Annotated in this window: 26 protein-coding genes; 15 read left to right on the plus strand and 11 right to left on the minus strand. The window is 66.7% G+C overall.

The annotated features are described in order from the left end of the window. Positions 1-54 precede the first annotated feature (54 nt). The gene (locus tag FXF75_RS09785; RefSeq protein WP_163521688.1) at positions 55-531 is read left to right on the plus strand and encodes a YbaK/EbsC family protein; all 477 of its coding nucleotides are present in this window, start codon (positions 55-57) and stop codon (positions 529-531) included. A 39-nt stretch (positions 532-570) separates the two neighbouring features. Here the strand turns inward: FXF75_RS09785 and FXF75_RS09790 are convergent, their stop codons facing one another. Beyond that, positions 571-1,194 (minus strand): trimeric intracellular cation channel family protein, encoded by a 624-nt coding sequence (locus tag FXF75_RS09790; protein ID WP_205427492.1) that lies wholly within the window; start codon positions 1,192-1,194, stop codon positions 571-573. A gap of 273 nt (positions 1,195-1,467) precedes the next feature. Between FXF75_RS09790 and FXF75_RS09795 the strand changes: the two genes are divergently transcribed. The 4 genes from FXF75_RS09795 (at position 1,468) to FXF75_RS09810 (ending at position 3,551) form a co-directional block, all read left to right on the plus strand. Next, entirely contained in the window at positions 1,468-1,776 is a 309-nt protein-coding gene (locus FXF75_RS09795; RefSeq protein WP_240334596.1) for a DUF4149 domain-containing protein, read from the plus strand. Positions 1,777-1,805: 29 nt separating this feature from the next. Then, a complete protein-coding gene (locus FXF75_RS09800; protein ID WP_163521690.1) occupies positions 1,806-2,237 on the plus strand; it encodes a DUF123 domain-containing protein in 432 nt (143 codons plus the stop codon). Between the two features lie 96 nt (positions 2,238-2,333). Further along, the gene (locus tag FXF75_RS09805; protein ID WP_163521691.1) at positions 2,334-3,224 is read left to right on the plus strand and encodes a mechanosensitive ion channel family protein; all 891 of its coding nucleotides are present in this window, start codon (positions 2,334-2,336) and stop codon (positions 3,222-3,224) included. Between the two features lie 111 nt (positions 3,225-3,335). Continuing rightward, positions 3,336-3,551 carry a YgaP-like transmembrane domain gene (locus FXF75_RS09810; protein ID WP_163521692.1) on the plus strand — a complete coding sequence of 72 codons (216 nt, stop codon included), beginning with the start codon at positions 3,336-3,338 and terminating at the stop codon, positions 3,549-3,551. Positions 3,552-3,581: 30 nt separating this feature from the next. On the opposite strand, the gene FXF75_RS09815 is transcribed toward FXF75_RS09810, so the two are convergent. Continuing rightward, on the minus strand, positions 3,582-5,108 hold the full coding sequence (locus tag FXF75_RS09815; protein ID WP_163521693.1) for a phosphoenolpyruvate carboxykinase (ATP): 1,527 nt from the start codon (positions 5,106-5,108) through the stop codon (positions 3,582-3,584). Between the two features lie 286 nt (positions 5,109-5,394). Here FXF75_RS09815 and acs point away from each other — a divergent pair, with 286 nt between their 5' ends. Both acs and FXF75_RS09825 read left to right on the plus strand, forming a co-directional pair. Then, positions 5,395-7,506 (plus strand): acetate--CoA ligase alpha subunit, encoded by a 2,112-nt coding sequence (gene acs / locus FXF75_RS09820; protein ID WP_163521694.1) that lies wholly within the window; start codon positions 5,395-5,397, stop codon positions 7,504-7,506. Further along, on the plus strand, positions 7,503-8,612 hold the full coding sequence (locus FXF75_RS09825) for a phosphotransacetylase family protein (RefSeq protein WP_163521695.1): 1,110 nt from the start codon (positions 7,503-7,505) through the stop codon (positions 8,610-8,612). The genes acs and FXF75_RS09825 overlap by 4 nt, the downstream gene beginning before the upstream one ends. A gap of 2 nt (positions 8,613-8,614) precedes the next feature. Here FXF75_RS09825 and FXF75_RS09830 read toward each other — a convergent pair whose 3' ends face one another. The 5 genes from FXF75_RS09830 to FXF75_RS09850 all read right to left on the minus strand — a co-directional run bounded on the left by FXF75_RS09830 (position 8,615) and on the right by FXF75_RS09850 (position 11,834). Further along, the gene (locus FXF75_RS09830; RefSeq protein WP_163521696.1) at positions 8,615-9,646 is read right to left on the minus strand and encodes an NAD(P)-dependent alcohol dehydrogenase; all 1,032 of its coding nucleotides are present in this window, start codon (positions 9,644-9,646) and stop codon (positions 8,615-8,617) included. 80 nt (positions 9,647-9,726) lie between these two features. Next, on the minus strand, positions 9,727-10,176 hold the full coding sequence (arsN2, locus tag FXF75_RS09835) for an arsenic resistance N-acetyltransferase ArsN2 (protein ID WP_163521697.1): 450 nt from the start codon (positions 10,174-10,176) through the stop codon (positions 9,727-9,729). A gap of 57 nt (positions 10,177-10,233) precedes the next feature. Further along, entirely contained in the window at positions 10,234-10,524 is a 291-nt protein-coding gene (locus FXF75_RS09840) for a hypothetical protein (protein WP_163521698.1), read from the minus strand. Between the two features lie 85 nt (positions 10,525-10,609). Further along, positions 10,610-11,476: an arsenite methyltransferase gene (locus FXF75_RS09845; protein ID WP_163521699.1), complete on the minus strand. Its 867-nt coding sequence runs from the start codon at positions 11,474-11,476 to the stop codon at positions 10,610-10,612. Further along, positions 11,469-11,834, minus strand: a complete 366-nt coding sequence (locus tag FXF75_RS09850; protein WP_163521700.1) for a helix-turn-helix transcriptional regulator — start codon at positions 11,832-11,834, stop codon at positions 11,469-11,471. The genes FXF75_RS09845 and FXF75_RS09850 overlap by 8 nt, the downstream gene beginning before the upstream one ends. Before the next feature lie 161 nt (positions 11,835-11,995). Here FXF75_RS09850 and FXF75_RS09855 point away from each other — a divergent pair, with 161 nt between their 5' ends. The 5 genes from FXF75_RS09855 (at position 11,996) to FXF75_RS09875 (ending at position 14,681) form a co-directional block, all read left to right on the plus strand. After that, positions 11,996-12,526 carry a GNAT family N-acetyltransferase gene (locus FXF75_RS09855; protein WP_163521701.1) on the plus strand — a complete coding sequence of 177 codons (531 nt, stop codon included), beginning with the start codon at positions 11,996-11,998 and terminating at the stop codon, positions 12,524-12,526. 120 nt (positions 12,527-12,646) lie between these two features. Then, positions 12,647-12,931, plus strand: a complete 285-nt coding sequence (locus tag FXF75_RS09860) for a hypothetical protein (protein WP_163521702.1) — start codon at positions 12,647-12,649, stop codon at positions 12,929-12,931. After that, positions 12,928-13,323, plus strand: coding sequence for a hypothetical protein (locus tag FXF75_RS09865; RefSeq protein ID WP_163521703.1), 396 nt, complete (start codon positions 12,928-12,930; stop codon positions 13,321-13,323). Before FXF75_RS09860 ends, FXF75_RS09865 begins: the two co-directional genes overlap by 4 nt. Further along, on the plus strand, positions 13,266-13,796 hold the full coding sequence (locus FXF75_RS09870; RefSeq protein WP_163521704.1) for a hypothetical protein: 531 nt from the start codon (positions 13,266-13,268) through the stop codon (positions 13,794-13,796). Before FXF75_RS09865 ends, FXF75_RS09870 begins: the two co-directional genes overlap by 58 nt. 93 nt (positions 13,797-13,889) lie before the next feature. Continuing rightward, positions 13,890-14,681: a rhodanese-like domain-containing protein gene (locus FXF75_RS09875; protein WP_163521705.1), complete on the plus strand. Its 792-nt coding sequence runs from the start codon at positions 13,890-13,892 to the stop codon at positions 14,679-14,681. A 100-nt stretch (positions 14,682-14,781) separates the two neighbouring features. Here the strand turns inward: FXF75_RS09875 and FXF75_RS09880 are convergent, their stop codons facing one another. Further along, the gene (locus FXF75_RS09880; RefSeq protein ID WP_163521706.1) at positions 14,782-15,066 is read right to left on the minus strand and encodes a HalOD1 output domain-containing protein; all 285 of its coding nucleotides are present in this window, start codon (positions 15,064-15,066) and stop codon (positions 14,782-14,784) included. A 242-nt stretch (positions 15,067-15,308) separates the two neighbouring features. Here FXF75_RS09880 and FXF75_RS09885 point away from each other — a divergent pair, with 242 nt between their 5' ends. From FXF75_RS09885 to FXF75_RS09895, 3 genes are all read left to right on the plus strand, one after another. Then, on the plus strand, positions 15,309-18,449 hold the full coding sequence (locus FXF75_RS09885; RefSeq protein WP_309221787.1) for an MMPL family transporter: 3,141 nt from the start codon (positions 15,309-15,311) through the stop codon (positions 18,447-18,449). Then, complete coding sequence (locus FXF75_RS09890) at positions 18,449-19,219, plus strand: TrmB family transcriptional regulator (protein ID WP_163521707.1); 771 nt, start codon at positions 18,449-18,451, stop codon at positions 19,217-19,219. The genes FXF75_RS09885 and FXF75_RS09890 overlap by 1 nt, the downstream gene beginning before the upstream one ends. Positions 19,220-19,382: 163 nt before the next feature. Beyond that, on the plus strand, positions 19,383-20,420 hold the full coding sequence (locus FXF75_RS09895) for a hypothetical protein (protein ID WP_163521708.1): 1,038 nt from the start codon (positions 19,383-19,385) through the stop codon (positions 20,418-20,420). A 40-nt stretch (positions 20,421-20,460) separates the two neighbouring features. On the opposite strand, the gene FXF75_RS09900 is transcribed toward FXF75_RS09895, so the two are convergent. The 3 genes from FXF75_RS09900 to FXF75_RS09910 all read right to left on the minus strand — a co-directional run bounded on the left by FXF75_RS09900 (position 20,461) and on the right by FXF75_RS09910 (position 22,219). Further along, positions 20,461-20,883, minus strand: a complete 423-nt coding sequence (locus FXF75_RS09900; protein ID WP_163521709.1) for a hypothetical protein — start codon at positions 20,881-20,883, stop codon at positions 20,461-20,463. Positions 20,884-20,987: 104 nt separating this feature from the next. Beyond that, on the minus strand, positions 20,988-21,776 hold the full coding sequence (locus FXF75_RS09905; RefSeq protein ID WP_163521710.1) for a hypothetical protein: 789 nt from the start codon (positions 21,774-21,776) through the stop codon (positions 20,988-20,990). Beyond that, positions 21,773-22,219, minus strand: coding sequence for a hypothetical protein (locus FXF75_RS09910; RefSeq protein WP_163521711.1), 447 nt, complete (start codon positions 22,217-22,219; stop codon positions 21,773-21,775). The genes FXF75_RS09905 and FXF75_RS09910 overlap by 4 nt, the downstream gene beginning before the upstream one ends. Between the last annotated feature and the right edge of the window lie 58 nt (positions 22,220-22,277).

Consider the following 22,277-nt stretch of genomic DNA (forward strand, 5'->3'; position numbering starts at 1 on the left):
CCCGACTTGCGCCGACCCCGAACTATTTGAACTGTGCCGACACAACCCACGGCCATGCACGACCGAGCGAAGGAGTTCACAGACCGCGCCCGTCGGGAGCACGACTTCGAGGTAGACGTGAAGGAGTTCTCCGAGGGGACCAAGACCGCCGAGGACGCCGCCGCGGCAGTCGGCTGTGAGGTCGCGCAAATCGCCAGCAGCATCGCGATGCGCGCCGCGGACCGACTCGTCGTGGTAGTGACGAGCGGCGCGAATCGAGTGAGCGAGACCAAACTCGCCGACCTGCTCGGACTCGCCGAAGACGACGTGGAGATGGCCGACGCCGCCGAGATAAAGGCGACGCTCGGGTGGTCCATCGGCGGCGTCCCGCCGTTCTGCCACGACGCCGAAGTGCCGGTCTACCTCGACGCGACGCTCACCGAGTACGAGACGGTCTGGGCCGCCGCGGGGACCCCGGAAGCGGTCTTCCCCATCGACCCGCACGAACTCCGAGAACTCTCGGGCGCGGAAGTAGCCGACATTGCCGAGTGAGACGCCACAGAACCAGCCGGTGAGCCTCTACTCTGTTCCCTATCGATTGCCGGTCTCCCGGCGGGCCAGTCCGAGCATCTGCGCCGTGGGGAGGGTCCACCCGTAGGTCACCGCCGCCATCCGCGTCCCGACCGTCGTCGCCGCGCACACCGCCGCGGCGGTACTGCCGGTCGCGCCGACAGTCACCGCAATCCAGTACGTGCTACCGCCCAGCACTGCGCAACTCGCGTAGAAATCGTCGAACAGGATGAACGGCGACCGGTCGAGGAGGATGTCGGCGAAGGCACCGCCGCCGACCGCGTTGATGGTCGCGATAGCGACGACGCCGAACCCCGAGACGCCGGCGTCGGTCGCCACGATGGCCCCGGCCGTGGCGAACGCCGCGAGTCCGACCGCGTCGGAGAACAGCGTGACGGGGTGGTCGTCCGGCGAGTCGAGGACGACGCTCAGCAGGACGGCCAGACCCACGCCGAGCATCCCGAGGCCGATTTCGCCGACGGACCGCAGCGCCAGCGGGACCCGGTTCACGAGGAGGTCCCGCGTCGCACCGCCGGCGAACGCCGTGACCAACCCGACGACCGCGACCCCGAACACGTCGAACTCCTCGCGTATCGCCTTGGTCGCACCGACGAGCGCGAACGCGACGAGACCGACCGTGTTCATCGCCGTGAACGGGTCTACCAGCAGTACCTCGGCGAAGTCCTGAACCACTAGTTTCGGCCACGGGTGCGAGCGTATTGAGACCTGCGCATCGCGGTCGCGGGGGTCGAGCGGAGCGCACCTCGCCGAAGCCGAACCCTTGATTTCCCGCGCCTCCCAACCGCCGGACATGAGCCTCCTCGAAACTGCGCTCGCGACGGTCACCGACGCCGCGCTCGGCGTCTGGCTCGGGAGCATCGTCTTCTTCTCGTTCGTCGCGCGCCGACGACCTTCGACGTGCTCGGCGACGACGCCGGCCGAGTCGTCAACGCCATCTTCCCGAAGTACTACTCGTTCGGCGTCGGCCTCGGGTTCGTGGCGTTCGCCGCCGCGTACGTCGGGGGCATCGGTCCCTACGACGGTCTGCTCGTGGCGGTCCTCCCGCTGGTCGGCGTCGCGCTCAACCTCTACGCCGACCGGGTCCTCATCCCGAAGATGGAGCGGGCGGGCGACGACGGCTTCGCCGAGTACCACAAGCAGTCGGTGGTGCTGAACGGCGTGACGATGCTCGCGGTCGCCGCGGCGCTGGTCTTCTCACACGTCTGAACGGGAGTCACGCAGGAGGAACATCGACGATGACGAAAGGAACCTACACGCTGCTCGTGGAACTCGCCGAACCCGCCACCGTCGAGTTCGGCGCGGCGGGCGAACGCGACCTGTCCGCCGGATGGTACGCCTACACCGGGAGCGCGTTCGGCACCGGCGGGTTCGCGCGCGTTGAGCGCCACCGCGAACTCGCCCGCGGCGAGCGCGACGCCCGCCACTGGCACGTCGATTACCTGCTCGGCCACCCCGATAGTCGAGTCGCCTCGGTGGTGAAGACGGCGGGCGAGGACGCGGAGTGCGAGGTGAGCCGGGCCATCGAGACCCACGGCGGCCCGGGCGTCGAGTCGGTCGCCGGTCTCGGCGCGTCGGACTGCGACTGCGATTCGCACCTGCAGTTCGGTCCTGACCGCGAGTCGCTGGAGCTGGCGGTTCGCGCGGCCCACGCGGAGTTGGCTGACTGATAGAACGACGTCCCGTCCACGCTCGACGCGCCTCGAAACCGGCCGTTCGCCCAGGGTGATTATCCTTCTGGCGGACATATCAGTGTGGACGCGCCGATGCAACTCGACCCGCTCCAAGACCCCGTCGATACGCCGGCGGAGGCGTACCGCGAGGTACTGCTCCCGTTCGGGAAGTTCGCGCTCGCGTTCCTCGCGGTCTACCTCGTCGGTCGGTTCGTCGCCGAACCCGCCGCCACCCGTATCGTGCGCCAGCGAAACCCGAACAACCCGACGATACAGGACGCCTTCCGGCGCTACCTACATCTGCTCGTCATCGTCGTCGGCGTCATATTCGGGATGGCGGCGGGCGGGTACGGACAGGTGCTGACGAACTCGACGCTCATCGTCGCCGCGGCGACGCTCGCCATCGGCGTCGCGGGCCAAGAGGTCATCGGGGCGCTCATCAGCGGCCTGTTTCTGGTCGTCAACCCGAACTTCAACGTCGGCGACTGGATAGCGTGGGGCGACCGAGAGGGCGTCGTCGAGGCCATCAGTTTCCGCACCACCCGCGTCCGGACCGAGAGCAACGAGACGGTCACAGTTCCGAACACGGAACTGACGACGAGTACCATCGTGAGCCAGTACGGTCGCGCGGAGTTCCGCGTATCCGAGGAGGTCGGCATCGCGTACGAGGACGACGTGGACGAGGCCATGTCGCTGCTCGGGGAGGCGGCGGTCTCACAGCCCGCGGTGCTGTCCGACCCCGAACCGCGCGTCTACTTCTCGGAGTTCGGCGACGACGAGTTGGTACTCCACGTCCAGTTCTGGATACGGAACCCGACGCGAAGGGACATCCTGCGGGTCCGCTCGGAGTTCGGACTCGCGGTCAAGTCGCGGTTCGAGGCCGCCGGAATCACCATCAGTCCGGCCGCAGGGCGCGAACTGAGCGGCGACCTCCGGGTCGAGCGGTCGGCGACCGGCGAAAGCGACGTTGCGGACGAGCGGTAAATCGCGAACCGTCGGGTGGGACCGCCGCTCGGAGTCGTGGACCCGGGAGAGCCGAGTCCCGCCGTCCCGGTCCGGCGTAGAGTTAACTGACTTCGGTCCCCACTCCCGTCCGTGACACTCGAACGAAACGTCGGCGGACTCGACCGAATCGCCCGCGCAGTCGGCGGCGTCGCGCTCGTCGCGGTAGCGGTCGGCGCGTTCTTCACCGGGCGTGACCGCTTCGGCGTCGCCGCGGCGCTCGCGGGCGCGGGACTCCTGTTCAACGCCGCCACGCAGTTCTGCGGCGTGAACGCGCTACTCGAAATCGACACGTGTTCGCGGGAGTAGAAGGGAAAGAACGGAACGCGGGTCCGAGCGTCAGTACACCGCGTCCCGAATCGCGTCGTCGAGGTCCTCGAAGGTGTCGAGGTGGGTCCGGCGCTCGGTCCGGAGCCTCGCCAGTTTCTCGTCCAGATTCGCCACGTTCTCGGCCACGTCGAACTCGGCGATGTCCATGCCGGGAACCGCGCTCGGAATCGTCAGTCCGGTCGCCTCGTCGTCGGTCCACTCGACGGTGCCGCGGGCGATTTCGCGCAGAATCGTCACCGACTCCTCGACGCCGATGTCCTTCTGTTTCGCGCCGAGGTGGCCGGTGTTGATGACGAAGCAGTCCACGTCGAGGTCGGCCACGAGGTCCCGGAAGCGGTTGCCCTCCTCGCCCTTCGACCCCACGATGAACGGGTTGGTGCCGACCACGCGGATGGACTCCCCGGCCTTCGAGGGGTCGCCAGCGCTGGTCTGGATGGACTCGCCGAGCATGAACGCCGCGGCGGCCTCCTCCGGCGAGAGTTTGGCGACTGGGGGCATGACGGGGTTCCGGGTGATGAAGAACACCTGGTCCACACCGTCGAGGTCGATGTCCTCGTCCGCCGACGAGAGCTGCTCGCGCTCGATGACGGCCCGACCGTTGGTGGTGTAACGGTCGCTGTCGAAGTCTACCGTCCCGTCGTCGGCGACGTCCACGTTCTCCAGCACGGCCGACTCGTCGGTCACGGCGTCGTACATCGCGGGCTGTTCGTCGGCGTCGAGTCCGATGGTCTTGACGTAGAGACCGTTGCCCTCGCTCCCCGCGATGGTCCCGTCCGGGAGCAGGGCGCAGACGTCGTCCTGCAGCATGGTCGCCTCCTCGGGGTCGTCCAACCAGAGACCGTGGGCCGTCAGGGTGGACTTCCCGGTGGCCGAGAGACCGAGGAACGCCTGTCCGACCTCCTTCAGGTCGCCGGACTCGTCGGTCAACCGGACGCGCTTGCTCCCGGCGTGGAGACCGAGTCCGCCCTGCTTCTTGGCGTAGTACATGAACAGGCGGAGGAACGACTTCTTGGCCTCACCGGTGTAGTCGCTCCCGAGGACGGCGGTGACGCCCTCGTCGGGGAGGATTCTGACGGCGATTTCGTCGGCGTCGGGAATCTGGACCGTCACGAAGTCCGGGTCCGGACGGGAGTCGCCGTCGCTCGTCACGGGTTCGAAGAGCTTCGCCCACGCCAGCGCGATGCGACCGTACTCGCGGGGAACGTAGAGTCGGCAGACGTAGGAGTGGTCGTCGTCTCGGCCCATCCGGCGGTCCACGCAGACCATCTCTCGCTCGCGGGCCGCGTCGAACGCTCGCTCGATGCGCGCGTAGTCGTCCGCGTCGAAGTCGTCGTCCACCGCGTTCTTCGTCCGGTCGGCGTTGCGCGAGCGCTCGTCGCTCACGTAGGACGGGGAACCGAACTCGGTGGTCGTCTCGAGGTGGTCGGAGAACTCGCGGAGGCGGTCCATCGACGGGTCGTATATCACGTCGTCCGCTTCGGCCGGGTCTGGAAGCGCTGTCTCCAGCGACTGAACTGTCTTCCCGGATTCTGACATCGGGTGAACCAAGAGTACCCGGACGTATAATTATGCACCATTTACGCGGGCGTTGGGCGCTCTACTACGGATTTTTGATTTCACATCCGAGTAAATAATATCGCTTCCGGGGTGGATACCCGAGGTTGTGTCCGTTTAGGTCCCGATTATCGTACTCGCGCTCGCGTCGGTCTCTACGAATCGTTCGCAGCGCGGCGGAAGGGGTGAAGATTCCCAGACGCGGCCGATTCCCGCTGTCCGGAAACAGGACACCACTTTTAAGCGCGAATCGGGCGAACTGCCGAACGTGGACGAGAACACTGGAGGGTTGGCGGGGCTGTTCGCGCCCGAGCGAGTCGCCGTAATCGGGGCGACCGAGAGCGAGGGGTCTATCGGTCGCGCGATTACCGAGAACCTGCGGGCCGACTTCGCGGGCGAGACCGTCCCGGTGAACCCCAACTACGACGACGTGCTGGGGCTAGAGTGCTACCCCGACGTGGCCGACGTTCCGGGCGAGTTGGACCTCGCGGTGGTCGTCGTCCCGCCGAAAATCGCGGTCGAGGCCGTCCGGCAGTGCGGCGAGGCCGGCGTCCGGAACGTGGTGGTCATCACCGCCGGATTCGGCGAGACCGGAAGCGAGGGCGCGAGTCGGGAGCAGGAACTGGCGGAGGTCGCCGAGGCGTACGACCTCAACGTGGTCGGGCCGAACAGTCTCGGCGTGATGAGTACGCCCTCGGGGATGAACGCCACCTTCGGTCCCGAGAACGCGCTCCCGGGGTCTATCTCCTTCATGAGCCAGTCCGGCGCGTTCATCACGGCGGTGCTGGACTGGGCCAACGACGAGGGAATCGGCTTCAAGGACGTGGTGTCGCTCGGTAACAAAGCGGTCCTTGACGAGACCGACTTTGTGGAGGCGTGGGGCGACGACCCCGACACCGACGTGATTCTGGGCTATCTGGAGGGCATCGAGGACGGCCCGGCGTTCATCGACGCCGCGCGCCGAGTCACCGACGACACGCCCATCGTGATGGTCAAGTCGGGCCGGACCGAGGCCGGAGCGCAGGCGGTCTCCTCGCACACCGGGACCCTCGCGGGGAGCGAGCAGGCCTACGAGGCCGGACTCGAACAGGCGGGCGTCCTCCGGGTCGAGAACGTGCAGGAACTGTTCGACTTCGCTCAGATTCTGTCGGGGCAACCCCTGCCCGACTCAGACGACGTGGCCATCGTGACCAACGCGGGCGGCCCGGGCGTGATGACCACCGACGCGGTGGGCGACTCGAACCTCTCGCTGGCTTCCTTCTCCGACGAGACGCTCGACGCGCTCTCCGAGTCGATGCCCGAGGAGGCCAACATCTACAACCCCATCGACGCCATCGGCGACGCCGACATCGACCGGTTCGAGGAGGCGCTGGACCTCGCGCTCGCCGACGAGAACGTCGGGTGCGCGGTGGTCCTGTCCGCGCCGACCGCGGTCATCGACTTCGACGACCTCGCGCGGGTCATCACCGACCTGCAGGCCGAACATGGGAAACCGGTCGCGTCGGTGCTGATGGGCGGCGAGAGCACCGACTCCGCGAGGGAGGTCCTGCGCGAGGGCGGCATCCCGAACTACTTCGACCCGGCGCGCGCGGTCCGGAGTCTCGACTCTCTCTCGCGCTACCGCGAAATCAGCGAGCGCGAGTACGAGGACCCCCGGACGTTCGACGTGGACCGCGAGCGTGCCCGCGAGATTCTCGAACGCGCCGAGGAGCGCGGCGACAACCGCCTCGGCGTGGAGGCGATGGGCCTGCTCGACGCCTACGGGATTCCTACCCCGGAAGGCACCGTCGCCGAGACGCCCGAGGACGCGGTCACGGCCGCGCAGGACATCGAGGACGACGTGGTAATGAAGATAGTCTCGCCCGACATCCTCCACAAGTCCGACATCGGCGGCGTGAAGGTCGGCGTCTCGCCCGAGGAGGTGTACGACGCCTTCGAGGACCTCGTGACCCGCGCCCGGAACTACCAGCCAGACGCCGACATTCTGGGCGTGCAGGTACAGGAGATGGTGGACCTCGATTCGGGTACCGAGACCATCATCGGGATGAACCGCGACCCGCAGTTCGGTCCCCTGCTGCTGTTCGGACTCGGCGGCATCTTCGTGGAGATTCTGGAGGACACCGAGACCCGGGTCGCGCCCGTAAGCGAGCGCGAGGCGACCGAGATGGTCGAGGGAATCCGGTCCGCGCCGCTCCTACGCGGCGCGCGAGGCCGCGACCCCGCCGACCGCGAGGCCATCGTCGAGAGCCTCCAGCGTCTCTCGCAACTCGTGACCGACTTCCCCGCGATACTCGAACTCGACGTGAACCCCCTCGTCGCGGGTCCGGACGGCGTGCAGGCCGTGGACGTGCGACTCACCGTGGACACCGACAACCTATGAAAACGATACTCGTCACCGCGACCGAAGAGAGCACAGGCAAGACCGCGGTCGCGCTCGCGCTGGCTAAACTGGCCGCCGAGCGCGGTCTCTCGGTCGGTTACATGAAACCCAAGGGCACTCGACTCCAGAGCAACGTCGGCAAGACGCTGGACGAGGACCCGATGCTCGCCCGCGAGCTGCTCGACTTGGACGCCGAGATGCACGACCTCGAACCCGTCGTCTACTCGCCGACGTTCGTCGAGCAGGCGATTCGCGGCCGCGAGGACCCCGACGAACTCCGCGAGCAGGTCCGCCAGAGCTTCGACAGTCTGGCCGAGGGCAAGGACCTGATGGTGGTCGAGGGGGGCGGGAAACTCACCACCGGCGGCATCGTCGGTCTCACCGACCCCGAGGTGGCCGACCTCCTCGACGCGGAGGTCCTGCTCATGTCGAAGTACGACCAGGGCGGCGACGTGGACGACCTGCTGGCGGCCGCCGACGACGTGGGCGACCGACTGCTCGGCGTGCTGTTCAACGCGGTGAAGGAGGGGAACTTCGACGGTCTCGAAACCGAAGTCGTCCCGTTCCTCGAAGCGCGCGGCGTCCCGGTCCTGGGCGTCGTCCCCCGCGACCAATCGCTGGCGGGCGTGACGGTCGCGGAACTCGCCGCGGAACTCTCGGCCGAGCAACTGAACGACGCGCCCGGGGACGCCTTCGTCGAGCGGTTCCTCGTCGGCGCGATGTCGGGCGACTCCGCGCTCCGTCACCTCCGCCGGACGAAGGACGCCGCGCTCGTCACCGGCGGCGACCGCCCGGACCTCCAGCGCGTCGCGCTGGAAGCGCCGGGCGTGAAGTGCCTGATTCTGACCGGCGGGTTCCGCCCGCCGGGGGCCATCGTCGGCAAGGCCGAGGAGAAGGGCGTCCCGATTCTGCTGGTCCAGTCGGACACCCTGACGACGATAGAGCGCGCCGAGGACGTGGTCCGGAGCGGTCGGACCCGCGACGCCGAGACGGTCGAGACGATGCGGGGCTTACTCCACGACCACGCCGACGTTGAGTCCATCCTCGGCGACGGCGACGAGTTCTCGCCAGCGGAGGACGCCGACCCGGACCAATCGCAGGAGTAACGCTACTCGCCGATTCGGACCATCCCTTTCACGGTCTCTGGGTCCATCGCGCGCCGGAAGGCGTCGTCCACGTCTTCGAGGTCGGTCTCGAAGTCCACGATGCCCGCCGCGTCCACCGCGTCGTCCGCGAGCAGTTCTATCGCCGCAGGGTACGTGTTCCGGTAGCGGAACGACCCGCGCACGTCCAACTCGTTGTCCACGATGTCGAGTACGTCGAGGGGCACCTCGGCCTCGTCGCCGAGTCCGACGAAGACCACGGTGCCGCCGCGCCGGACCGCGTCGAGCGACCCGGCGACGGCCGACGTCGCGCCGGAGGCCTCGATAGCGACATCGACACCCTCACCGTCGGTGGCGTCCGCGACCGCCGCGCCGAGGTCCTCCTCACGGGGGTCGATGGTCGCGTCCGCGCCGCGCTCCTCGGCCCGCCGGAGTTTGGAGTCTACCACGTCCGAGACGAAGATGTCGGTCGCTCCCGCGGCGCGGGCGGCCTCCATCGTTAGCAGACCGATGGGTCCCGCGCCGGTAATCAGCACCGAGTCGCCGACGCCGACTTCGCCGCGGCGCGCGACGTGGATGCCGACGCTGAGGGGTTCGCACAGCGCGCCCTCTCGCGTGGAGACGGACTCGGGGAGTCGGTAGGCGAAGTCGGCGGGCCACGCGACGTACTCGGCGAACGCGCCGTCGTCCGGCGGCGTCGCCATGAAGGTCACGTCGGGGCAGAGGTTGTACTCGCCTCGCTTGCAGTGGGCGCAGCGTCGGCAGGGGACGCCGGGTTCGAGCGCCACTCTATCACCCCGTTCGAGGTCGGTCACGCGCTCGCCGACCGCGACCACCTCGCCCGCGCTCTCGTGGCCCAGAATCAGCGGGTCCTCCACCACGTAGTCGCCGATTCGACCGTGTTCGTAGTAGTGGAGGTCCGACCCACAGATGCCGACTTCGCCGACCGCGACCAGCATCTCGTCGGGCGCGGGGTCGGGCCGCGGCCGGTCCTCGATGTCGAGTCGGCCGGGTTCTCGCAGGACTGCCGTGCGCATGGCCGGGTGTTGGTCGCGGAGCGATAAATCGGTTCGTACGAGGGGAGCGACTGCTCCGGTTCCGCTCGCTCGTCGAGCGATTACTCGTCGAGGTCCTTCCGCATGCAGGTCGCCGAATCGGGACACAGGTCGGCGAACTCGGTCGTCCCTCGAATGCTCTCCGGGACCGTCTCGCGGTCGGTGACCTCGTAGCCGCGCCCCCGGAAGAACGTCGCCGCGGTGGTGGTCAGGAGATAGAGCGTCTCTATCTCGTTCGCTCGCGCCCGGCCCTCCAGCGCGTCGCACAGCGCGGTTCCGTAGCCCTGCCCGCGATGGGGTTCCGCGACGACGACCGACCGGAGCAGACCGTTCGACCCGTGGGGTTCGACGCCGCCGATACCGACGAGTTCCGCGTCGTCGTGGCCGACGAAGAAGCAACTCGGCTTCTCCCGCACGTCCTCCGACGGGAGTCCGCTCGCCTCCAACAACGCCTCGATGCGGTCCAACTCCGCGGTCTCGGCCTTCCGAATCGATATCGTCGGCGTAGTCATGCTGACCTCGTGAAGTGTCCAGTTCGCCCGCGGTGGCTTTGCGGTTCGAGACGTCGGTTAGCACGAATCATCGGATGGAATCTGGGTGACCGTGATTCTGGCTCTTCCGCCGAGGTCGAACGCCATACCCGGGCAGTCGTAGAAGCAACGCATCAGTGCGTATGCGCGGCGCGCGGCGACGACGAGTCCGGCGACACCTGCGAGGACCACGGTGCCGGTCAGCGGTTGGCTGACGAACCACAGCGCCGCGGGAATCGCGGCGACCACGGCGTAACTCAGCAGGATGTCGCTCCACGTGTACTCCTCGATTCTCGCACGCTCTCGTGAATCTGACGGTGGTCGGTACATTACGTATCTGGTGTGGTAATCGGTGTTCGTTCGTGCGACGCTACTCGCGGCGTCGGCGACGGGTCTGGCCTCGAAACGACTATCCTCATTCGGCGGAGTCCCCCCGCGACGGTCGCTGCCCGGATGCCGGCTTCTCGGCCTCGATTCTCGCGGCGACGACGTAGTCGCTCAAATCGCGCTCGTCGTCCCACTCGCGGATGAACTCGTCGCTGTCGGACTTGGGTTCGATGGAGACGTCCGTGAATCCGGCGTCGGTCAGCATCGCGTCGAGCGCGGGAATCGACGCCGCGCCGCCGACGCAGGCCGCCACCGACGTGGGGTCGGTCCGTATTCCGTCGGGGAGTTCGGCGGTCAGGACGACGTCCGAGACAGCGAGTCGCCCGCCCGGACGCAGGACGCGATACGCCTCGCGGAACACCTGCGGTTTGTCCGGCGAGAGGTTGACGACGCAGTTCGACAGAATCACGTCCACCGACGCGTCGGCGACCGGGAGGTGTTCGATTTCGCCGAGGCGGAACTCGACGTTCGACGCGTCGTTCGCTTCGACGTTCTCGCGGGCCGTCTCGACCATCTCGGGCGTCATATCGACGCCGACGACGCGACCGGACTCCCCGACCTCTCGGGCCGCGAGGAAGCAGTCGAACCCGCCGCCGGAACCGAGGTCGAGGACGGTGTCGCCCGCTTCGAGACTCGCGATTGCGGTCGGATTCCCGCAACCGAGACCCAGATTCGCGTCTCCGTCCACGGCGTCGAGGTCCGCGTCCGAGTAGCCGAGTTTCCGCGACTCGTCGGCGGGGGTGTCACCGCAGGAGTCCGTCCCATCGCAACACGACGACTCCGTCGACGACGACCCGGCGGCGATACGCGAGTACCGTTCGCGCACGGCGGTGCGCTGGTCCGCGTCCGTGAGACCCTCGCGGTCAGTCTCGGCCGTCGGAGCGTCGTCAGTCATCGTCGGCTGACCTCGTCTCGTCGAGGACGCCGAGGAGTCGTTCGGCCCGCGGCGTCGCGGTGTAGTATCGCCATCGACCCTCCTTTCGCCGTTCGACCAGTCCGGCGCTGAAGAGTCGCGAGAGCGCTTGACTGACCGCGCCCTGACTCACTCCGAGCGTTGGTTCCAGTTCACAGACGCAGACGTCGTCCTCGGAGTCCGCGATGAGTCGGAGCGCTTCGTACCGGGTGTCGTTCCCCAGCGTTGCGAGCGTCTGGACGTCACTCGCCACGGCTTCTTCGGACAGCGAGTGTCCGACTTCACAACAGCCAGTCCCTCGTTGCGCGTCCGGTTCGGGGTCCGTCGTTTGCCCACTCATTTTAGCACATGCTAATATTAGACTCTACTAATATAAGCGTTCGGGTGGTTTCTTCGACGGAACCGAGTCGGGAGAATCACCGAGTTTCGACGAGCTATCGGTACGACAGACACTATCGCACGACCACGGTCCTTATGTCAACTCCCGCAGTACCACCGCCCATGCCCGGCGCAGTGTTCCTCCGGGGCGACTCGATTACCCTACGGACCATCGAAGCGGAGGACGTGGAGTTCATGCGCGACACCGTCAACGACCCCGAGGTGCGCGAGGGACTGACGACGGCGTTCCCCTTCAACGCCGAACAGGAGCGCGAGTACTTCGAAGAGCGAATCTCGAATCAAGAGGACGTGAACCTCGCTATCTGTACTGACGGTGAGATGGCGGGCACCATCGGTCTCCACGACATGAACCAGCGGTCGGGCCACTGCGAGGTCGGTCTCTGGCTCGCCACCGATTACCACGGCCGCGGCTACGGCACCGAGGCCTCGCGCCTGTTGACCGACTACGCCTTCCGCGAACTCCGGATGCACAGGGTACAGGCCCGCGTTCTCGCCACGAACGATGCCTCCGCGCGAATCTGGCAGAAGTTGGGTTTCAGGGAGGAAGGCGTCCACCACGACGAGGCGTTCACCGATGGCGAGTACGTGGACATTCGGTACTTCGGGGTGCTGGAAGACGAGTGGGGGAAATAGCGACGGCGGAACCCAGTTGCTGTCGGTTCTCTCCTTGGCGGTGACACTCGACGCCGGAACCAGAGACTGGCCGCGTGCACCGGCGGGTTATTTAATGCGGGAGCGAAAACCCCGGTCCGAATGCCGCTCGAACGCATACTCGCGCTGACGACGACGCTCGTCCTCGCGGGGACGTTCCCGGTCGCGGTCATCGCGGCCCGGGGATTCCGTGGCGCGCCGTTCGGTTCGGTCCTCCGTCCGTTGCCGGTCGTGATACTCGCGTACATCGCGCTCAACGCGAACGTGGCGGTCGGCGTGGCCGTGCCGCCGGGGTACGAACTCGTGGCGTCGGCGGTGGCGACCGTCGCCGCGTTGGTCGCGGCCGCGCACGTCCTCGTCCTGCTGACCGAACGGAGGAAGCTATGACGCCGATGAGCGACCTGCTCTCGTTCGTCTTCATCGCCCAGACCACGATGCTGGTCATCACCTGCGTTCTGCTGGTGTATCCCGTGGTCACCTACAGTCGGAACGTCGCGCACACGCGGGGCTTGCTTTTGCTCGCGGGCGCGTTCTGCGCGCTGACGGTCTCCTACGTCACGGCCGTCGCGTTCGGCATGACGTTGGTCTCGTCGGCGCTGGACCTCGCGGCCTCACTCCTCGCCGCGGCCGGAATCTGGCAGTTCGCCAGACCGTTCGTCCAGTTCGACGAGGGGACCGTGGAGACGACTGCGGTCGGCGAGACCACCGGGGGGGTTCGAGAGTGCCGGGGACGACTGACGGCGAGGGACTCGCGCTCGCGCCGGGCGAGCAGGTGTTGACCTCGGTGCCGTCGATGGGGTCCCCGCTCTCGTTCCTGCCGGACGCCGCGTTCGAGAACCTGTTGGTCGTGTCGGCGACCGCGTCCCCGAAAAAAGTGGAGTCGATAGTCGAACGACGCGGCGGCGACCCTCAGAAGGTCGGCGTCGTCCCCGTCACGGGGTCGCCCAGCGAGTACGAGGGGCCGATGTGGACGACGGACGCGGTCGACCCGAGCGACTTGACGGGCATCAGCATCCGTCTCTCGAAGGCGATGGAGTACGTCATGCGCGGCGGGTGGGTCGTCGTGGACAACGTGAACGTCCTGTTGATGTACGGCCGAGAGGAACAGGTCTTCCGACTCCTCGACTCGGTCGTGTCGAACACCCGGAAGAAGGGGGCGTGCGGAGCGTACTGTACCGTCCGCGAGGCGGTCACCGACCAGACGTACTCCCGGCTGCAGAGTCTCTGTGACCGGACGGTTACGGTCGAATAGTTCAGTCCGTGTTCGTCCTGATTTACCCTCGTCTGAATGCGAAAGTACTGATGGTAAAATTAATACAGCGCGCCTTGCTAAGGGTATGCATAGATGAAACGTCGAACGTTCGTGGCGACCAGTGCGGCGTCACTTTCGGCAGTCGCGGGGTGTCTCGGCGGAATCGGTGGCGGTAGCGGCGGCGAGGACCTCACGGTTACTCCGACCGACGGTAACGTTGACGGCTATCCGCCGGAGTTCGACGAGGTCCCCGAGAAGCGCAGCATCGACACCTCGTCGTTCGCCACCAAGGCGGAGAACGGCGTCGAGGTTCCGCTCGCCCCTATCGACGTCGTGCACTACTGGTACAAGCGCGGAGAAGCGAGAATGGCCGACGCTCGTGGGAAGCAATCCTACAAGAAATCGCACATCTACGGCGCGGTTCTGAGTCAGGCGGACCCCGACCGACGCGTCTCGAACGACCCCGTGATGGACTGGCCGAAGGGCGACCGCATCGTCTGTTACTGCGGTTGTCCGCACCACCTCTCGTCCATCCGGGCGTCCCAACTCATCAACGAGGGCTTCGAGAACGTTTACGTCATCGACGAGGGGTTCTGGGCGTGGAACGAACGCCGCTATCCGAGGCGCGGAACCGACGTGGGCAACAAGCCTAAAAGCTGGGTCGTCCGGGGCGAAACCGCCGCCGGTCTCGCCGGTCGGAACGCGTGGGCGAGACACAGACCGACCGAGCAGGTGGAATCGACCGACATCACCGACGACGGCAGTTACGAACTCCACCTCAAGTTCCACGAGGTCGGTCCGGAATCGACCATCGAAGTCGAGACGCCGGAGTACACGGTCGAAGGCAAACTGAAGAATCTCGCGTCGGGCACCGTACAGGGGTAGCTGACTCTCACCCGACGCGAGACGCCGTAACGGCCGATTGGGGTCGTCACCGTCGTCGAAAAGTACGACGCCGACTCTCGCACGAACCGGTAGTTCTGATTCAGACGACTCGTTCTTGGTCGGAATCGTCTGCGGCCCGAACGACGATATCCCCCGCTCCCTTCACAGTGACTTCGTAGCCGCAGTACGTGAACGACACGTGTGGTCCGTCCTCCGAAGCGGCCCACTTCGTCTCGAACAGTTGATTCAACGCGTCCGGGTCGACGACGCGGTACAGCGGTGGGGTCACTTCGGTCGGAGGGATTCCCTCGGCGTCTGCCACCGCCGTCACTATCCTCGTACTGATTCGGTCGTCGTCACCGAGAGCGGTCCGCGAAACTCGCATACCACGTCTCTGCTCGCCGGACTGTATAAAAGCTATCGCAGATTGCGAAATTCGGTCCGAAACCACCGGTTTACGTTCCGACTCGGAGGCGGATTCGGTTCGCAGTCCATCTTCGAGGGACTGCGCCGACCGGCGACCCTTCCGAACCCGAATCCCGGGTCTTTATGCTCACCCTGTTAGTACCATCCTAACAACAGCGCCGAACACATGTTCCGACACACAGTCGCGCGGAGGGGTGGCTCGTGAACGCGAGCGACCTCTTCGCCGCCGTTACGGAGTACAGTCGCGGAGTTATCGCCGTCCTCCTCGTCCTGACCGTGCTGGTCGGGGCGGGCGCGCCGATGGTCGAACAGTCGTCTTCGCTCGAACAGTTCCAGAGCGATAGCACGGCCGCCCAGAAACTCGACTACATCGACGCCAACTTCACCTCCGGACGGGAGAACACGACGACGGTCCAACTCATCGTGAAGGACGGCAACGTCCTCTCGAAGGACGCTCTCGTCGAGACGCTACGACTCCAACAGGCGTTACGAAACAACGAGACGATAAACCGGACGTTAGCCAACGACACGCCGACCTCGGGCGTCGCTAACGTCGTCGCCACCGTGGCTATCCGGCAGGAGCAGGCGAGTCAACTCCGGAAGTCGGCGGCCGAACTCCAACAACGGCGGCAGTCGCTCAACGAGTCGCGGGCGGAGATTCGTCAGCGAAGTCAGTCGCTGAACCAGACCGCTGCCCGCCTGAGCGACGCGCTGAACCGGACGCGCGAACTGCAGGCGCAGTACGACCGACTCAACGCCTCCTACAAGCAGGGCGAGGTGAACGACTCGGCCTACCGACAGCGGTCGGGCCAAATCGAGACCCGACTCCGACAGGTTCTGACCTCGGCGACGGCGAACCTGAGCGCGAACCAGTCGGCCACGTTCACGCAGGCGTTCGAACAGACGCGGGGCCTGCAACTCCAACTCGACCGTCTCAACGCGTCCTACCAGCAGGGAGATATCAACCAATCGACCTACCGGGAGCGCGCGGCGGAGATTCGGTCGCAGTTCGAGCAGGTGTACCGACTCGGAACGCGCGGCGTGTTGGCGAGCGAGTACCGGCAACTCCAGCAGCGCGCCGCGGAACTGAAAGAGCGCGGCCAGCAACTCAAGGAGGACGCCGAGAAGCTACAGGCCCAACGCCAGCAGTTACAGAACGCTTCCTCGCCCACGCTACAGGAGCAGATTGACAAACTTCGCTCGATGAATCAGTCGGAAGTCGAGTCGGCGGTCACGACGGTCCTGAGCGAGGGCGGCGACGGGCCGTCGAGTCAGGCGTTCGCGTTCATGCCGACCTCCTACGAACCCGGGAGCACGGAGTCGAACGCGACGATGCTCGTCGTGTTCCAGAACGTCGGCGGTCAGGGCATGCAGGGCATGGGTTCGGCCTCCACCGGTCTCGTGGAGTCCCAGACCGCCATCAAGCAGGTCGCCCAACAGTCGATGGACCGCGAGGTCATGGTGTTCGGGTCCGGCATCATCAGCAAGGAGACCGAGCAGTCGATGACCGACAGCATCGCCATCGTCGGCCCGATGGCGCTGCTGTTCGTGATTCTGACCCTGCTCATCGCCTACCGCGACCTGCTCGACATCCTGCTCGGGGTGTTCGGCATCTTCGTGGTGCTCGTCTGGACCTTCGGCTTCATGGGATGGACGGGGGTGACCTTCAACCAGATATTCATCGCGGTGCCGGTGTTGCTCATCGGCCTGTCCATCGACTACGCGATTCACGTGTTCATGCGCCACCGCGAGGAGCGCGAGCAACACGAGGGCGAGAGCGTCCGTCAGGGCATGTCGGTCGCGCTGGCCAGCGTCGGCGTGGCGCTGGTCTGGGTGACCGCGACCACCGTCATCGGGTTCCTCTCGAATCTGGTGAGTCCCCTGCCGCCGATTCAGGACTTCGGTATCGTGAGTTCGGTCGGTATCGTGGCCGCGCTCGTCGTCTTCGGCGGTCTGATTCCGGCGCTCAAGGTCGAAATCGACGGGTTCCTCGAATCCAGAGGCTTCGACCGGAAGAAGCGAGCGTTCGGCACCGGTGGCGGCGCGCTCGGGTCGATGCTGTCGGTCGGTGCGGTCGCCGCGCGAAAGGCACCCTTCGTCGTGCTGGCGCTGACGCTGGTGCTGTCGGCGGGCGGCGCGTACGGCGCGACGCAGGTCGATACGAGTTTCGAGCAGACCGACTTCCTCGCCGAGGACCCGCCGAACTGGATGAAGGACCTGCCCGAACCGTTCGCGCCCGGCGACTACTCGGCGAAGGCGAACCTCGAATACGTCAATCAGAACTTCCTGCGACAGGACTCGCAGGCCCAGATACTCGTCGAGGGTAACGTGACGACCCCCGAGACGCTCGATAAGCTACAACAGGCCGAGCAGACGGCCGCCCAGAAGGAGGACGTGGTCGTCGTCCTCTCGAACGGCGAACCCCAGATTCGGAGTCCGCTCTCGGTGATGGAACAGGTCGCCGCGCAGAACGAGTCGTTCAACGCGACGCTCGCGGCGTCTGACACCGACGGTGACGGCGTGCCCGACCGCAACGTCGAGCAGGTGTACGACGAACTGTTCGCGGTCGCCCCGCAAGAGGCCGAGGGCGTCATCCACCGCAAGAACGACGAGTATCGCGCGGTCCGGATGGTCGTCTCGGTCAAGGGCGGCGCGGCGTCCTCGACCGTGACCGAGGAGATGCGCGCCATCGCGGCGACCATCGACGGCGACGGACTGGAGGCCACCGCGACCGGCCAACCCATCGTCTTCGAAATCGTCCAGAACCAGTTGCTCGACACGGTCATCCAGAGCCTCATCATCACGCTCGGGGCGACGTTCGCCTTCCTGATGATAGCCTACCGGTTGGCTCACGGGAGCGCAACGCTCGGAGCCATCACGCTGCTCCCGGTGGCGTTCAGCGTCTCGTGGATTCTCGGAACGATGTTCCTGCTCGGGATGCCGTTCAACGTCCTGACGGGGATGATTACCAGCCTCACGGTCGGACTCGGCGTGGCATACAGCATCCACCTCAGCGAGCGTTACACCATGGAACTCGGGCGTCGCGACACCATCTGGGCCGCCATGCGCGAGAGCGTGACCGGGACCGGGGGCGCGCTCCTCGGGAGCGCCGCGACGACCATCGGCGGGTTCGGCGTCCTCGCGTTCGCCATCCTGCCCGCGCTCCAGCAGTTCGGTATCATCACCGGTCTCACTATCACCTACGCGTTCCTCGCCAGCGTCCTCGTCCTGCCGAGTCTGCTGGTGCTGTGGACCCGCTACCTCGGGCCGGGCGAGACCGGCGAGGCGACGACGAAAGAGACGAGTACCGCGGTCGCAAATGGGGGTCTCAGAGAGGACTAATGGACGAAGACGACGCCATCGAGGCTCTCGAAAATCTCGGACTGTCGAACTACGAGGCGAAGGTGTTCACCGCGCTCCAGAAGTTGGGCACGGGCACCGCTCGCGACGTGCATCGGACGACCGACGTACCCCGGTCGCAGGTGTACGGCGCGGCCGAGTCGCTTCAGGACCGCGGTCTGGTGGAGGTCCAGCAGTCCAAGCCCATCCAGTACCGGCCCGTCAGCCTCGAAGCGGCGGAGTCACACCTCCGCGGCGAGTTCGAGCGCACCCAAGAACGGGCGTTCGACTATCTGGAGGCCGCCCGCCAACAGCGCGGTGACGGCGACGAGCGCCGCGAGGACATCTGGACGGTCCACGGCCGGGCCAGCATCGACGGCCGGGTCGAGCAACTGCTGGCGGAGGCCGAGGACCGCGTGCTGTTCGCGCTCGGCGAGGACGCCGACCCGATGGGCGAGACCATCGCCGACTGCCTGCGCAAACTGGCGGCCTCGGGCGTCACGGTGAACGTGGTCGGTGACGACGACGTGGCCGAGCGATTCGAGGACAGCGGCGTCGCGGTCCACCAACTGCCGATGGACCACCCCCACGCCGACGACCCCGTGGGTCGGGTAGTCGTGGTGGACGGCGAGATGATTCTCCTGAGCGTCCGCGACGAGAGCGACGACCCCGAACTCGACGAGGAGACCGCCATCTGGTCGTCCCGCACGGGTATCGCCGCGGTCCTCATCCAACTCATCGACGGCGGACTCGGCGAGGCCCTCTCGGTGTAAGCAGTCCGCCCCGTTATCTATCGGGGCCTATCGTTCTCGCAAGATAGAAGTAGGTCTGCTGTTTCACTGACTGCGACCCGCTACGAACGGGCAGGAACTGTACCTATCAAATCCTATTTTCGAAACCCAGACAGTTTTCTCGGTCGGTGTCGTACCCCGAGTCATGCCGTGGTACGCCGTCGAGGCACTCGACGACGCGTTCGACGCCACGAAAGCCCTGCTGACCCCGCTCGACGCACGCCAGTGGCTGGCACTCGCGTTCGTGGTCTTCTTCCTCGGGAACGCCGGGGCCGGGGGTACCTCCGTGACCGCCGGGGGTTCGTCCGGCGCGCCCGCGGACGGGCCGCAGGTCGGTCCCGGCGGTCCGCCCGGACAGATGGGCTGGGAGGGTGACCTTCCGTTCGCGTTCGGAGAAATTCTCCCAATTATCGCCGGTGTCGTCGCGGTCGCGCTCGTCGTCGGCCTGCTGTACGTGCTGGTGGGGTCGGTGATGGAGTTCGTCTTCGTGGAGTCGCTCCGCCGCCAGCGCGTCAGAATCCGGCGGTACGCCGACCAGCACTTCGGGCAGGCCGTCGGCCTGTTCGCGTTCCGGGCCGTCCTCGGTATGGTAGTCGCGCTCCCTGCGCTCGGACTGATACTGGGCGGCGTGTCGGTCGCTACGGGCGGACCGTCCGTCGCTCTCGGGGCGGTCGTACTGCTCGTCCCATTGCTCGTCGTCGCCGGACTCGTCGTCGCCCTCGTGGACGGGTTGACCGTCAGCTTCGTCGTCCCGGTGATGATACTCAGAGACGTCGGCATCCTCGACGGGTGGCGGCGGTTCTGGCCGACGTTGACCGGCCAGTGGAAGCAGTACGCCGTCTACGTCCTCGTGCGGTTCGGACTCTCGCTCGTCGTCGGGACGGTGGCGTCGGTGGTCGGCGGCGTCGTCGGCGCGGTGCTGTTTGCACCGTTCGCCGCGCTGGGGGTCGTCTCCGTCCCCGCGCTCGGCGGTCCCGAGGCGATTCTCTCGAATCCGGTCGCGGTGGCTCTCGGCGTCGCCCTCCTGCTCGGGTACCTCGCGCTCATGACGGCCGTCCTCGCGGCGGTCTTCGTCCCGGTCCAGACCTACCTCCGGTATCACGCGCTGCTCGTCCTCGGGGACACCGAGGGAGACCTCGACCTGATACCGGAACTCCGCGGAGACGTGCGGGAAACGAGATAGTCCGCGAAACACGAGCGCCGAAGAGACGGGAACGTCCGTCTCAGAGCTTCGACCGAAGTTGTAGCGTGACCGTCGAGTCGTCGAGCAGTTCGCCGTCGCGGCGGACGTGGACGACCGGCGCGTCGTCCATCTGGAGCCACTCGTCGTCGTTTTCGCCCGAGATTGTAATCGTCCGCGACGAACGGCCGAGGCACTCGGAGGCGTCGTCGATAGCGAGCGGGTCGGGGGTCGTCTCGGTGGCGACGATGGGGATGGATTCGAGGTGCGGGTCCACGTCGCGCAGTACGTCCCGGTACTCGCAGACGAGTTCGACGGCTTCCTCGGCGACGTTGGCCGACGGGAACGAGGCTCCCCGAACCGGGACGGGGCGCTTCCCCGAGAGGGGACAGACGACGGCGAAGTCGCCTTCGGGGTCGGTTAGGTCGTCGATTCGCCGGTGGAGGACTTCGAGGCGGTCGGGCATTGCGGTTCAGGTGCGACACGGCAGACCAACCGGGAATAGGTTTCGGAATCGCCATCGGCCGCGACGGTGACAGAATAGTCCGGAGACATCTCCGTTCGCGTAACTCAGACTCGCGCACAGAGGTGGCGGCGAACCGCGCGCTGGCAGTCGGCGAGCAGGTCGTCCACTCGCGCGAGGTCGGCCAGCATCGGATGCGCCTCCTCGAAGTCGCCGTAGAGGTGGTCGAGCAGTTCCCGTTCCCTGATTCCGGTGAGACCGTCGCGCCGTGTCCCCCGGATGGTGGCCTGCCGCTCGCGGACGAGACGGTCGCAGGTCTCCCGACGGTCGGCCAGTCGGTCGTGGCGCTCGCGGAGTTCCTCGAACCCGAGTTGCAACAGCGGCGTCTCGTCGGCCTCGGCGACCCAGTCGGTGACTGCGTCGAGTTCGTCGCCGACCTCCCGAGCGCGGTCGCGCTCGGTCGCGATGGCGTCGGCGAGCAGTTGGCACTCCTCTGCGCGCGTCTCGGCCCGCGAGACCAACTGGTCCGCGAGACCGGGTGCGAACGCGCCCGCCGCGGGCGAGAGCGCGGCGGCGAGGTCGGGCGACAATTCGTCGGCCATCGCCTCCGGGAGCGAGTCGGCGTCGGCGTACGGGAGTACGGTGTCGCGGAACGCCTCGCGGACGACCGATACCCCGTCGGCGTTCCCCACCGAAGACGTTCCGACGGCGAGCGCGTTTCCGGCCGACCGACTCGGGACCGACTGCGCGGACGTTCCGACCCGCTGGCCCGCATCCGGCGACGCCTCGCGGACGCGCTCGGCGAACCGTTCGAAGCCCGCGACCTTCTGGTCGATGCGTTCGCGTTCCGATTCGGCGCGCTCGACGGCGTCGTGCGTCCGGAGTTCGACGGTCATAGCTTCGAGTCCAGTTGGCGCTCGACGGCGTCGTCCGGGAGCGGTTCGCCGTCCTGCCGGACGTGGACCAGCGGCGCGTTGTCCATCCGGAGCCACTCGCGCTCGCCGTCGCCCGAGAGGACGACCGAGCGCGACGTGCGCGGCAGACCGTTCTCGCGTCGGCCCGCCGCGCGTTTGCGGGTCGAGACGAGGGTCAACGGTTCGCCGCCGTTCTCGTAGACGGAGAGGCGGTGTTCTGGGAGTTCGGTGTCGGACTCTCGGAGTGCTCCGCGATACCGACGGGCGAGGTCCGCAGCCTCGCGCGCGGCCGCTTCGGAGGGGAACCGTCTGCCGGTCAGCGGCGCGGGACACTCGTCGGTTTCGGCGCAGGCGACGTAGAAATCACCGTCGTCGGTGGCTAACTCGCCGATGGTCTGCCGGATACTGTCGAGGGAATCGGCCATGGTTTAGGCTGGCCTAATCTATGTTAGGTCGGCCTAAAAGAGGTTTCGAACGGTGGAG

The organism is Halorussus sp. MSC15.2 (genome assembly GCF_010747475.1).
Classification (GTDB): domain Archaea; phylum Halobacteriota; class Halobacteria; order Halobacteriales; family Haladaptataceae; genus Halorussus.